Here is a 12,504-nt window from a genome sequence, read left to right as displayed (position 1 = left end):
AGCCAGCATGATGAAGATGCTGGCTTCTTTGTTTAGGGGATGAGAACCTTACTCTTTGTAGGCTTCTTCCCAAATTATGAAAGTCTTGAACGCAAGTATGCGTCAATGAACATGTCGAGGTCGCCGTCCATGACAGCGCCGATATTTCCTGTTTCAGCGTTTGTTCGATGGTCTTTAACCATGGAGTATGGGTGGAAGACATAGGAACGGATTTGGCTGCCCCAGCCGATTTCCTTTTGTTCACCGCGGATTTCAGCGAGTTCAGCCTCTTGCTGCTCGATTTCGCGCTGGTAGAGCTTAGATTTCAGCATTTTCATCGCTGCTTCACGGTTTTTGATTTGGGAGCGCTCAGATTGGCATGTCACGACAACATTCGTCGGTATATGCGTAATCCGGACGGCTGAGTCAGTCGTATTGATGTGCTGACCGCCGGCGCCGCTTGCCCGGTATGTGTCAATCTTCAAATCTTCCGTGCGAATCTCAATATTGATCTCATCGTTGAATTCAGGCATAACCTCACAGGAGACGAAGGATGTATGACGACGGCCCGAAGAATCGAATGGTGAGATACGAACCAAACGGTGTACTCCCTTCTCTGCTTTCAGATAGCCATAGGCATTATGGCCGCGAATGCCGAGTGTTACACTCTTCACGCCTGCCTCATCACCAGGAAGATAATCAAGTGTTTCCACTTTAAAGCCTTTTTTCTCGGCCCATCTTGTGTACATACGAAGGAGCATGGATGCCCAGTCTTGGGACTCGGTTCCACCTGCACCTGGATGCAATTCAAGGATGGCATTATTTTTATCATATTCTTCACTAAGCAGCAATTGCAGTTCAAACGCATTGACACGCTCAGATAGCTCAATTAATTCAGTTTCAAGGTCGGCCTGAAGTTCTTCATCTGGCTCTTCCTTAATTAGCTCGAAGGTTAGTTCGAGATTTTCGTAGGATTCATTCAAGGAGTTGAATTCGCCAACCTGCTCTTTAAGGGCATTGGCTTCGTTGATGATGGTTTGAGCTTTTTGCTGGTCATTCCAGAACTCTGGCTCAGACATAATCTCATCAAGCTCCATGATGCGCGCTTCTTTCTCTTCTAAGTCAAAGAGACCCCCTAAAGTCCGCCAAGCGCTTGGCTGTTTTTTCTAACTCATTGCGAATTTCTGCGATTTCCATTCACATTCACCTCTATTATTATTTCACGCTAATCAGGAAAAAGAGAGCCGGCATAAGAGAAGCCGTCCCTCCATTTCCCCATAGGTATCCCTATTATACGCTCTAACGCCGTTGAAAGATACCTGTAAGCCTGAATTAGTTCACTGAGCCACCCATGACCCCAGAATGCAGAGAATAAAAAAGAGACACCCACACTTTCGACATGGGTGTCCCTATAACGGATTAAGCTCTTCCGTGACAATTCTTATATTTCTTGCCAGATCCGCATGGGCAAGGGGCATTACGGCCCACAGCCTTGTCTTCATTGCGTTTCGGCTTTCTCTTCACTTCACCATCTTCAGCCTTCGGGTTGACGGCTTGTCCTTTAACAACTTCCTCACGTTCAAGATTATTGCGGATTTCGGCTTTCATGATGTATTTGGCTACATCATCTTCAATCGCAGCAACCATTGCCTCAAACATTCTATAACCTTCCTGCTGGTATTCATTCAGCGGGTTGATTTGAGCATAGGCACGCAAATGGATACCTTGTCTCAATTGGTCCATCGAATCGATATGATCCATCCATTTGCTGTCAACTGCGCGAAGAACGATAACCTTCTCGAATTCACGCATTTGTTCCGGTGAAAGCTGGGCTTCCTTCTGATTGTATTGCTCGATGATCTTATCAAACAGAAGGTTAATGATTTCTTCCCCATCAAGCTCCTTCAACGCAGACTCATCCAATGAATTCTCTGGAAGGAGGTTTGCATAGACAAAATCAAGCAGACCTTGGATGTTCCACTCCTCACTCTCTCCATCTGGACCGAATGCATATACATTCCGCTCTAGGGAAGAACGAATCATGGCTTCAACGATTCCGCGAAGGTTTTCGCTGTCAAGAACATCGAAGCGTTGTTTGTAGATAATCTCCCTCTGCTGACGAAGAACATCATCATATTCAAGCAATTGTTTACGGGCATCATAGTTATTGCCCTCAACGCGTTTTTGAGCAGATTCAACAGCTTTTGATACCATCTTGCTCTGAATTGGCTCGTTATCGCCCATACCAAGACGGGACATCATGCTCTTAATATTGTCAGAGCCGAAGCGGCGCATCAATTCATCCTCTAAAGAGAGGTAGAACTGAGTGACACCAGGGTCCCCTTGACGGCCGGAACGACCGCGAAGCTGGTTATCGATACGGCGTGATTCATGGCGCTCCGTACCGATGACGGCTAACCCGCCAAGCTCAGCCACTCCTTCACCTAGCTTGATATCGGTCCCACGGCCGGCCATATTAGTGGCGATAGTAACTGCACCTGGCTGTCCGGCATCAAGGATGATATTCCCTTCACGCTCATGCTGCTTCGCATTCAAAACATTATGCGGCACGCCTTTTTTCTTTAAGAGCTGGGAGACGTATTCACTTGTCTCGATTGCTACCGTACCAACGAGTACTGGCTGTCCCTTCGCATGGCGTTCAGCGATATCCTCAACAACCGCGTTGAACTTGCCTTCCATCGTCGCAAAAATCAAGTCAGAACGGTCGTCACGAACGATGTCCCGATTGGTTGGAATCGCGATAACGTTCATATTGTAAATATTACGGAACTCCTCTTCTTCCGTTTTCGCTGTACCTGTCATACCAGCAAGCTTTTGGTACATACGGAAGTAGTTCTGGAAGGTGATGGTCGCAAGCGTCATGCTCTCGTTTTGAATCTCTAGGCCTTCCTTTGCCTCAATCGCTTGATGGAGACCATCGCTGTAACGTCGGCCTTTCATAAGACGGCCCGTGAATTGGTCAACGATGACAATCTCACCGTCTTGAACGACATAATCCACATCCAGATGCATGGATGCATGCGCCTTCAAGGCCTGTCCGATATGATGGTTTAAGGCAACATGGCTGATATCAAATAAGTTATCAATGCCAAAGGCACGCTCTGCCTTGCTCATTCCCTCTTCTGTTAATTGAACGCTTTTCGTCTTCTCATCGTACGTATAATCCTGTTCTTTTGATAAGGTACGGACGAATGCATTGGCTTGCATATATAATTGTGTCGATTTCTTCGCTGAACCTGAAATGATGAGCGGTGTACGTGCTTCATCAATCAAGATGGAGTCAACCTCATCGATGACAGCATAGTGAAGCGGTCGCTGCACCATTTGCTCTTTGTAGAGCACCATATTGTCACGCAAGTAATCAAAACCAAATTCATTATTCGTTCCATAGGTGATATCCGCATTATAGGCTTCTTGCTTTTCCTCACGGGACATTCCAGCAAGATTCAAGCCGACAGATAGCCCAAGGAAGTTAAATAATTGGCCCATTTCATTGGCATCACGGCTGGCAAGGTATTCGTTGACCGTGATAACGTGTACGCCTTTTCCTGTGATGGCATTCAAATAAACCGGCATGGTGGAGGTTAATGTTTTACCTTCACCAGTTTTCATCTCAGAAATATTCCCTTCATGCAAGGCGATACCACCCATTAACTGCACATTGAAAGGATACATGCCAAGCACACGGCGTGAAGCCTCACGTACGACCGCAAAAGCTTCCGGCAGCATATCGTCAAGTGATTCTCCATTCGCATAGCGTTCGCGGAATTCGTCTGTTTTTGCTGTCAGTTGTTCATCCGAAAGGCCTTCTGCCATGGATGCCAAGGCTTCCACTTTTGCAGCGGTTTTCGTCAGCCTTTTCAGTTCAGATTTATTAGGGTCAAACAATTTATTCAAGATCCCCATTAAGCAGTCTCTCCTCTTATTTAGAAGGGTTTCAATGCCCTAGAATGTTAGTCAATGATGAATTATACTTTTTTTAAATTTCTTATTAATAGTAACACTTACGACTGGACAAAACAACAGATGCAGGGGTTTCACAATGTATAATTCTGGGTATGACATATCCCTTATATACGAATTAGTAGAGGGAAAAGTTTCACTCAGCACGTAGAATCAGTTTTGCCAGGATACAAACTGCTTAATCAGGAGCAGCCTATTTATAAGAATGGGCTACCTTTCATTTTTGACCTGCAGGAAGCATTTTTCCGAAAATAAAAAGAGACGGAAAACCAATTAGGTTCTCCGTCTTACTCTTAGGTCTAAACTTAATTCATCGCTTCAATCAAGCCGTATTTACCATCTTTACGTTTGTAAACGATGTGTGTGCCATCTGTTTCTGCATCTGTGTAGATGAAGAAGTTATGGCCAAGCATATCCATTTGGAGGATTGCTTCTTCACTGTCCATTGGTTTAAGGTCGAAGCGTTTGACACGAACTACTTCGAGCTTATCTTCTTCCTGTACCTCTGGTTCAAAATCGCCTTCAGGGGTGATGAATACCTCTTTCCCTGTTTCGCGAGAACGGCGATTGATTTTTGTTTTGTATTTGCGAATTTGTCTTTCTAATTTATCGTTAATGATGTCGATGCATGCATACATATCTGTGTTGGTTTCTTCTGCTCGCAATACTAGGTTTGGAAGCGGAATAGTAATCTCTACTTTAGCGTTTTTATCAGTGTAGACTTTCAAATTAACATGTACATTGGCATCTGGAGTATCAGAGAAGAATCGTTCCAATTTTCCAACTTTTTTCTCTACGTATTCTCTGATTGCTGGAGTTACCTCAATGTTTTCACCACGAATGTTGTAATTCATAAGTGAGTCCTCCTTTTCTACTTCTATATCACTATTATAATCTATTAATCTCAAAGAATGGCCTGTAAATATCGACAAATTTCTGTCTTTTGTAAAATATTCAGGCTATTGAGATTATATTAATAGTATACCCTATATACAGCAGAAAAAGCACTAGCTCTCTTTATATTTAATAGTTGTAATCATTTCCTTTTATCATAATAAAACCCATCGGTCATGACAGCATCATAGGGATTCGCATATTTCTGGTTATGCCGTTTTTGCTGCTTGACCCGCTTAATGTCTGCAGCAATCTCCTTCTTCTTTATCCCCATCAGTTCAGACAGCCTTAAATTCAACGCTATACAGCGCTCTCCCAAAGTCTCGTCCTCATCCGTAAAGGGCGGCTTAATCTCAAGCTGAAGCTTCTCTCTCTTAAGAATAAAGCGATCGAGCATCTGGATGGCCTCTTCCCGATTCTTCTCCCATTCTTCTCCCTCTAGCATCTCTATCGTTTCTTTTGTCACTTGATAATAGTCTTCCAATGCTTTCATGAGCCAAATAGCCCTCCTATTGGTTAAAAAAAGGCCATGACATTTGCCAGGGCCTTGATTCTATTTATGTATAAATATTGATAAGCATTCCTTGTATTTCACCGATCATCCCGAGCAGGCTGATGCCTCTTTCCTCTTTATCTAAGACTGCATTCGTCAATTCCACGAGCTTTTGGTCAACCTCTTTCACCAGCTTATACACTTTAGCAGACCCGCGCTGACTGAAGCCGCGGCGTTCCTCAAGCTGAAGGCCATTCTTGATGGCATCATCCATGAAATCTTTGACGAGCTTCTTATACTTGCGTAAATGTTCAATGGATTGCGTATCGGCGAGCACCTTGCCCTGTGCCTCAAGTTCCTGCATTCTTTTCGTTAGCCGCTCAAAGGTGATATCTTCCCGGCGCGTCCCGATAACCTCCTTGAAGGATATCGAGTCCTTCCGAGCCTCTTCTCTCCTGTCTGCCTTAAGTAAGGCCGCCATTCCTATTCGCTGTACGTCCACAAAACCACCTCAAATTGACCTTATTGCAATAATTGCAGTATACCCTGAGGAAGCTGGTTCGCTTGAGTAAGCATAGCCTGGGCAGACTGATTCAAGATATTATTCTTCGTGTATTCCGTCATCTCAAGTGCCATGTCCGCATCACGGATACGGGATTCAGCCGCCGTAAGATTCACATGCATGCTGGTGAGGTTACTCACTGTGTATTCTAGACGGTTTTGCATCGCCCCTATATCCGAGCGCTGTGCTGTTACGGTTTTCAAGGCTTCATCAAGAGTTTTAATAGCAGCGCTTGCCCCTGCTTCTGTTGCTAAATCCAAATTCTCTAGTCCTAAGGAATCGGAGTCCATTTTACTGATTGAGATTTGAATCGTTTGTCCGGCATTTGCTCCAACCATTAATGAGAACTCATTGTCAGCTCCCATTAAATTTTGTTTATTGAATTCTGTCGTTTCACTAATACGGTCAATTTCTTCCTTCAATTGAGTAATCTCCGCCTGAATCGCATCCCGGTCCTCTTTCGTGTTCGTTCCCGTTGAACTCTGAACAGCCAATTCTCTCATACGCTGAACGATTTCTGTCACAGATGTAAGAGCACCCTCCGCTGTTTGAATCAATGATATCCCGTCTAAGGCATTTCTCTCTGCTACATCAAGACCGCGGATTTGAGAGCGCATCTTCTCTGAAATGGAAAGGCCGGCTGCATCATCAGCCGCCTTATTAATGCGCATGCCAGATGATAATTTTTCAAGATTTTTGGCTGAATTCGCTTGGTTCGTTGAAAGCTGGCGGTATGTATTAAGAGCTGCAATATTATGGTTGATTTTCATTCGTTTTTACACTCCAATCCTATATCCTTATATTTTCGTTCTCATAACGTGACTTTCATAAGCAAAAACCTTTTGCATAACTGATTGCGCAGCGCCTTGCTCCTTCTTATCAAGCGCCGCTTTCCATGTGGTCGCAATCGTTTCTGTCAGCTCTTTTAGATGCTTGATTTGTTCCGTATCCTTGCGTAAATTGGCTTGAATCGTGACTGCTGCCATATAGTTATAGAGACTATCCAAGTTCTCTGCAATCGGTCCTGCTTCATAACGAAGCCCTGCACCAAGGCGACAGAGAATGTCATTCGCCCTTTGCAGGCTCTTGTTCGCACCGACCATATCCTTTTGGCCGATTTGAATGAGTGCCTCTTCAAAACGACTGATCAATCCTTCATATAAGAGAGCAGTTAGCTCCTGAGATGATTTCTGGATAATATACTCTTCCGTGATAACTTCCATCTTGAACCTCCACTCATAGGCTATTCCTTATATCGGTTCAGCCCCCGTATTGTTTATCGAGCTCCTCGAGTAAAAGCAGAATTTCCGCAATGACAGCGTAGAGCTGGGGCGGTATGGAATCTCCCAGGTCAAGGTCGAGAAGATGGCTGACCAATGTTTCATCCTCCTGCAGCGGGATGTCATTCTGATGAGCCAATTGAATAATTTTTTGTGCGACGCTGCCTGTTCCTTGGGCAATGAGCTGGGGAGCTTTATCCTGATTTTCATCATAGCGGATGACTCCCGCACTAGGTCCATTGATTTTTCTGCGATTTACTTGATTGACATACATCATATCGTCCGGTCGTATCCTTTCCCCGCAAATGGATTGATAAGCTGTTGGTTCACTTCTCCTGCCTCTGTCTCTTCCGTTTCTCTCTTAAACGGCTTAACCTGAAGCGAGCCAACCGTATAGCCAATCTCCTCCAGCCTCCCAAAGATTGATTCCGTCAGTGGCTCTAATCTATGCGGAAGGTCCTTCTTATCACTATTAAAAGTGATGAGCAGATTACGATTATGGGCGGTGAGCGAGATGCCAATCTCTCCTAGCCTTTTCGTTTCCATCACAAAATAGAGGCGGCAATTCTCCCAATCAATGGATTCTGATCCTCCTTGCCCGTTCACAAATACCTTCACATTCTCTACCTGCTTTTGAAGTATGAGCGGAAGCTGGAAAGCGAGCTGCTGCATGCCGGAGGAATCCGGCTTAGCGAGCAATTGCTGTCCGGTAATGGTCTGCACGATTTGCTCCGCCTGATGGGCAAGCTTCGGGCTTAATGTCCCTTCATTCAAGGCTTGCAGCAAGGAGGATTTCAGGTTAGCTTGCGGTCCCTGCTGTTTGCCGTCCATCAGCGCTCTTGCGGTGTCTGCCTCATTCATCATTCCAAGCTTTCGGATGAGCTCAAATAGTTGGCGCCCTGATTGTTCCGGTTTATAAAGCGGCGTCTGAGCATCGTCCATCCCAGCAGTGAAATGCTTAAGCCTCACTTCAGACGGCTTGAACATGATCCCCTCTGTCAAAGCCTTCATCTCTCGCACAATGTCGCTTGCTCCAGCAAGGTTTCCACCCGCTAGCAGCGCTCTCGCCTCCTGAAGGCGACCACTCGCTAATAGAAGCTTCTTCTCCGTCGCCATATCGGCATAAAGCATATACTCGCCTTTTAAGATCGCTGTATCGAGCTGCTTTATGGTCGCTTCCAGAACCTGCTTGGCTTGGGGTTGTCGCATCGATAGAAGCTGTAAGGATTGGTCAAGATTCCTCACGATAGCCCGTTTGGCCTGCTTGAAATCAATGGCGAGCTGAGCAAGCCTTTCGCTAATCTGCGTGACGAGGATTGATTTCGAATCAAGCTTCAGCGATTGAACAGCCTGCTCAATATCATTCGCTTCTATAGCTGATAAGACCAAGCCGCTCGGCGGCTGCTTTATTTGCGGATTGCTTTCTTCCAATTGCTTGATAGCGTCGGTTAATTCCTTCCTCGCCAAGAGCTCTCGTCCCTTTGTGATCAATTGCTCTGCCTTCGCAACAGCCTCCATAAAATCTGAGGATCCTTGTAAGCCTTGCATGCCGCTCATTGCGCCAAATTGCTTTGCCTGCATGAGCACCTGTTCAATAGAAGGCTGCTTTTGAATCATTTTCAGCAAGTCCTTGAACCACTTCCCCTCTTCTGTTAGGACCTCCTGCCCGCTCCCATTTTGCCCTGCTAATCGGAGCGTTTGCAGGATAGCTTCTTTCCCCTCAGAGAGAGCCTTTAAGATGGCCCTTTTATCAAACAGGCTAGGCTGTGCTTCCTTCAAAAACTCCATTACATGCTTTCTGATGTCTGCCATGTTCTCACTTGATTCAATGGCAGCCATCAATCGCACAATGGCCGTCTTTTCCGAGCGATTGCTTGACAGCACATTGGACACCTGTGGCAGCTCACTCGCTAAATCGTCAACCACCCTGCTAATCGATTCACCATGCAAGGACGCATGGATAGCCTTTAAATGCGAGGTACTCATCTCCAGCCCGCGCCGAGCTGCCGCCTCAATCGTCAGCAGCTTCTGCTCATTGGTGCCCGCTTCCGTTTTCAGGAAATCCCGCAGCCCCTTGAGCAGTTCATTGGTAATCGAATACCCGTTACGCGAGAGCATTTGTGCCAGCTCTTTCATGGAAGAAGCGTCAACACCTGCAGATTTCATAAGGGCATCGAGCTCAGCGGCTGCTCCAGTCGGCAGTGGTTCAGCATTTCTTGGCACTTGCTTGGCTTTAATCAAATCCGTCTGAACGCCTGTAATTTCAATTTGGATACGGTTTTCGCTCGGAATCCCGTTCTCAAAAGTCATCCTCATATCTTTCCCGGCCATGGAGACAAGCGCTTCTGTCGCTGATATCCGCTCCTTTATAGAGACTGTATGGATTTGACCAATCGCTGCTGGTTTTATCCCTGATTTGATAGTCTGACTCGTATCCACTGTTTGAATCTGCATCCTATATACACCCCGATCGTTACCGTTACTTACTTTATCGGTCAATGCGGAGAAAACGTAAGAAACGAGACGGAAATGATTCCATAGACCTAATCACCAAAAACAACACCTACTTATTAACTATTTCTCTACAAATCCAGCAAATAAAGGGGACTTTTCATGAGGATATATGGTTGAATCTGAGATTATGAATGAGCATAATAGGGATATATTGGAATTTCATACTTATCTATCAAAAGGGGAACTTACATTGATTTTGATCAAATATATAAAGTGGTTTAATATCCTGCTCACAGCAGGCATGCTCATTAATCTCTTCTCTTATACGATTGGACGCCTGCAGCTCATTCCGTTATTAACCATTGGGTCCATCCAGATTCTATTAGGTGCTTTTATCAATGTTATGGTATTTAAGATGAATGAGTTAGATGAGTAGGGATATAAAAGAACTGGCTGATTGATTACTCGCAGCCAGTTCTTCTTTCTCTATGATTACGCCCTATCTCCTGACCCAAATTGCTTCTGGCGGTTCAATTGGATTGCCTGCTTCCATGTATCACGAAAGCCGGTTACCAGTTCCTCCGCCTCATCAAGGATGGCCGTGTCATTCTTCATATTCGCTTCAATGAGACGGCGCAGGATGTAATCATACATCGCCATCATATTCTTTGAGACTTCCAACTCCATATTCAGAGTCACTCTCAGCTCAGAGATAATATTTTGCGCTTTAATGAGATTCTCGTTCTTCTTCTCAATCTCCTTATTCTCCATCGCCATTCTTGCTGCCTTAATGAACCTGAGACAGCCATTGTAAAGCATGAGTGTCAATTCTCCAGGCGAAGCCGTTGTGACGGCATTTGACTGGTATGCCTGATAAGGGTTATGTAAAGCCATTTATTTGTGCACTTCCTCTCTTTAGCTGGAGAAATAGGATGATAGATAGCCTGATTGGCTATTGGCATTTTGAATTGCTTTCTCCATCGCCGTAAATTGGGCATAGTAGCGATCCTCTACCGTAAGGAGCCTATCCTCAAACTTCGCAATCCGGGATTCAACATCATTTAGATCCCTTCCGATCGCGAACGTCGCGCTCGTACTGAAGGCACTGCCTGCCTTCGCCTTCAGCTTATCAGTCGCATCCGTGATATTGGCTTGAAGCTTAGCGGCAATCCCATCAGCTGAAGCGAATAGCGCCTGCACACTTTCCGGGTCATCCTCAAGCGCCTGCTTCAATTTCGCCTCATTGATTTCAAGCTTCCCTCCATCTAAATAATTCGATGTCGTGGTGATTCCAATGCTGCTGAGTGTCTTGAACGCACCAGTAGCTGTGCCAATCGGATTAGACATGCTTTGCCGCATGGAGGCTAATACACCTCGCAGTGTCGCGTCATTTCGGATCCAGCCTGCTTTGGCGATATTGTCCCATTTCTCGGCCTGTGTTTCACTCAATCCTTCGCGCTCCTCATCAGAGAGAGGCTGATAATCACGATTGCGCTCCTCGCCTGTTTTCTTCGTAATCTCGCTAATCAACGTATTATAAGAATCGACAAAGCTCTTAATATTGTCATAGACTGCCGCCGTATCACTCGTGACGCCAATATTGACCGTGCCTGAGAAGGTCTGTTTCAGATTAAAACTAACACCGTCAATCGTAAAGGTATTGCTCGTGCGGGTAGTCGTGATTCCATTAAGCGTGAATTCCGCATCTGTACCAGCTTGATAGCTCGCTGTATCAAGCTGCAAGGCCTTCGCCAAATCCGACTGGCCGAACTGGATGTCAGTCGCTCCAAAGCTCCCCGTCTCCGTCCTTGTTACGGATAGACCGTCAGAGTTGGCATCATAGAACATGGTGACCCCAAGCTTGGAGCCGTTAATCTTGCTGATGACCTGACTCATTGTCTGGTCAGCCGTAAAGAGGAAGGTTTCATTTACCGCTCCATTAGAAGTAGTGGTCGCCACGTCCATCGCCGTATATTTTTGCTTATAGGCAACTTTCATTTCGATCGCATCGGCTGCTGCAGCATCTAAGGTTACTTTTCCAGTCGTAAAGTCAATCCTTCCAGAGATAGAGCCTGCCGTAAAGGCATTATTCTCATCAACGGTTACGGCCGCACCATTGATGATCAGTGAATTTTCGGCAATTGCTTGTTTTGATAGGTTGAAGCTCTTCGCTCCTTTTTCAATCGCGATACTCTCGATTTTCTTGTCAGTCACATAATTCACTTCAATCGCCGCGTTTGCTGCCGGCTCATTTTTGAAAGTGATTACGCCATCCGTAATGGCATACTCATCAGCTTTTAATGCCTTTCCTGCAACCTTCACGCTTATAGTCAATTCAAGCAGAGCTGTACCTTCTGCCAAGGACAGCTCCACTTTCTGGCCGGCCGTGAATTTCGCTGTCTCGACGCTGCCCTCTGCCCAGTTAATAGAGCTAGCGAATTGGTCGTTCACGGATAGGAGCGAGCTGCTTGTGCTGATTTTGCTATCTGCGTTTGCGGATAGCTTATTCACCGTCGTTAATGTGGCGGATGTCGCAAGCTTCGTCACATTGGAGAGCTGATAGCTCGCCGTGCTTGCCGCGGACGTTGCCGTTGCCGTCACATACGCTTCATTTGAGCTGCTCGTCTGCTTCGTACCATAGCTTGAGGTGAGCTTCATATTAAGCACCTTTGAACGAAAATCAGTTAAAAGCGTGTTCATGGTGCGGTAGTCATCCCGCTTCCATTCAAGGATCTGTTTCTTCTGTTTTAACTTATTCAATGGAAGTCGTTCCGCATCCATCAATTGCTTGACGATGGAGTCAATATCCATCCCGCTCGCTAATCCAGATACACGGATTGCCATTTCATCTCACATCC

At 45.6% G+C, this 12,504-nt stretch carries 12 protein-coding genes; 1 reads left to right on the top strand and 11 read right to left on the bottom strand.

The genetic code is table 11. From position 1 onward, the window contains the following. Nucleotides 1-74: 74 nt before the first annotated feature. The 9 genes from prfB to CYL18_RS06505 form a co-directional block, all read right to left on the bottom strand. Nucleotides 75-1,176, bottom strand: a protein-coding gene (gene prfB, locus CYL18_RS06545) for a peptide chain release factor 2 (protein ID WP_104848677.1) whose coding sequence is annotated in 2 segments (ribosomal slippage) — nucleotides 75-1,103 and nucleotides 1,105-1,176 — 1,101 coding nt in all. Because the reading frame shifts where the segments join, the coding sequence is not laid out codon by codon here. A gap of 222 nt (nucleotides 1,177-1,398) precedes the next feature. Beyond that, complete coding sequence (gene secA, locus CYL18_RS06540; protein WP_104848676.1) at nucleotides 1,399-3,906, bottom strand: preprotein translocase subunit SecA; 2,508 nt, start codon at nucleotides 3,904-3,906, stop codon at nucleotides 1,399-1,401. Nucleotides 3,907-4,268: 362 nt separating this feature from the next. Next, entirely contained in the window at nucleotides 4,269-4,817 is a 549-nt protein-coding gene (gene hpf, locus CYL18_RS06535) for a ribosome hibernation-promoting factor, HPF/YfiA family (RefSeq protein WP_104848675.1), read from the bottom strand. Between the two features lie 182 nt (nucleotides 4,818-4,999). Then, the gene (locus CYL18_RS06530; protein ID WP_104848674.1) at nucleotides 5,000-5,350 is read right to left on the bottom strand and encodes a hypothetical protein; all 351 of its coding nucleotides are present in this window, start codon (nucleotides 5,348-5,350) and stop codon (nucleotides 5,000-5,002) included. 64 nt (nucleotides 5,351-5,414) lie between these two features. Continuing rightward, a complete protein-coding gene (locus CYL18_RS06525; protein WP_104848673.1) occupies nucleotides 5,415-5,852 on the bottom strand; it encodes a YaaR family protein in 438 nt (145 codons plus the stop codon). A gap of 20 nt (nucleotides 5,853-5,872) precedes the next feature. Continuing rightward, on the bottom strand, nucleotides 5,873-6,682 hold the full coding sequence (locus tag CYL18_RS06520; protein WP_104848672.1) for a flagellin N-terminal helical domain-containing protein: 810 nt from the start codon (nucleotides 6,680-6,682) through the stop codon (nucleotides 5,873-5,875). A gap of 27 nt (nucleotides 6,683-6,709) precedes the next feature. Further along, nucleotides 6,710-7,135: a flagellar export chaperone FliS gene (gene fliS / locus CYL18_RS06515; protein ID WP_104848671.1), complete on the bottom strand. Its 426-nt coding sequence runs from the start codon at nucleotides 7,133-7,135 to the stop codon at nucleotides 6,710-6,712. A 37-nt stretch (nucleotides 7,136-7,172) separates the two neighbouring features. Then, the gene (locus tag CYL18_RS06510; protein ID WP_104848670.1) at nucleotides 7,173-7,469 is read right to left on the bottom strand and encodes an EscU/YscU/HrcU family type III secretion system export apparatus switch protein; all 297 of its coding nucleotides are present in this window, start codon (nucleotides 7,467-7,469) and stop codon (nucleotides 7,173-7,175) included. Further along, nucleotides 7,466-9,646 (bottom strand): hypothetical protein, encoded by a 2,181-nt coding sequence (locus CYL18_RS06505; protein ID WP_104848669.1) that lies wholly within the window; start codon nucleotides 9,644-9,646, stop codon nucleotides 7,466-7,468. The genes CYL18_RS06510 and CYL18_RS06505 overlap by 4 nt, the downstream gene beginning before the upstream one ends. Before the next feature lie 250 nt (nucleotides 9,647-9,896). Between CYL18_RS06505 and CYL18_RS06500 the strand changes: the two genes are divergently transcribed. Beyond that, nucleotides 9,897-10,082 (top strand): hypothetical protein, encoded by a 186-nt coding sequence (locus CYL18_RS06500; RefSeq protein ID WP_146102822.1) that lies wholly within the window; start codon nucleotides 9,897-9,899, stop codon nucleotides 10,080-10,082. 56 nt (nucleotides 10,083-10,138) lie between these two features. Here CYL18_RS06500 and fliS (CYL18_RS06495) read toward each other — a convergent pair whose 3' ends face one another. Next, nucleotides 10,139-10,540: a flagellar export chaperone FliS gene (fliS, locus tag CYL18_RS06495; protein ID WP_104848667.1), complete on the bottom strand. Its 402-nt coding sequence runs from the start codon at nucleotides 10,538-10,540 to the stop codon at nucleotides 10,139-10,141. 21 nt (nucleotides 10,541-10,561) lie between these two features. Next, a complete protein-coding gene (gene fliD / locus CYL18_RS06490) occupies nucleotides 10,562-12,490 on the bottom strand; it encodes a flagellar filament capping protein FliD (protein ID WP_104848666.1) in 1,929 nt (642 codons plus the stop codon). Between the last annotated feature and the right edge of the window lie 14 nt (nucleotides 12,491-12,504).

Origin of the sequence: Pradoshia eiseniae (genome assembly GCF_002946355.1) — a bacterium.
Lineage (GTDB): Bacteria > Bacillota > Bacilli > Bacillales > Pradoshiaceae > Pradoshia > Pradoshia eiseniae.
Note: the sequence above shows the minus strand (reverse complement) of the source record. Positions and strands in the feature narration are given on the sequence as shown.

Coding starts and splice junctions, on each gene's coding strand:
- secA (WP_104848676.1), bottom strand. CDS start 3,906: ATGGGGATCTTGAATAAATTGTTTGACCCTAATAAATCTGAACTGAAA.
- hpf (WP_104848675.1), bottom strand. CDS start 4,817: ATGAATTACAACATTCGTGGTGAAAACATTGAGGTAACTCCAGCAATC.
- CYL18_RS06530 (WP_104848674.1), bottom strand. CDS start 5,350: ATGAAAGCATTGGAAGACTATTATCAAGTGACAAAAGAAACGATAGAG.
- CYL18_RS06520 (WP_104848672.1), bottom strand. CDS start 6,682: ATGAAAATCAACCATAATATTGCAGCTCTTAATACATACCGCCAGCTT.
- fliS (WP_104848671.1), bottom strand. CDS start 7,135: ATGGAAGTTATCACGGAAGAGTATATTATCCAGAAATCATCTCAGGAG.
- CYL18_RS06510 (WP_104848670.1), bottom strand. CDS start 7,469: ATGATGTATGTCAATCAAGTAAATCGCAGAAAAATCAATGGACCTAGT.
- CYL18_RS06505 (WP_104848669.1), bottom strand. CDS start 9,646: ATGCAGATTCAAACAGTGGATACGAGTCAGACTATCAAATCAGGGATA.
- fliS (WP_104848667.1), bottom strand. CDS start 10,540: ATGGCTTTACATAACCCTTATCAGGCATACCAGTCAAATGCCGTCACA.
- fliD (WP_104848666.1), bottom strand. CDS start 12,490: ATGGCAATCCGTGTATCTGGATTAGCGAGCGGGATGGATATTGACTCC.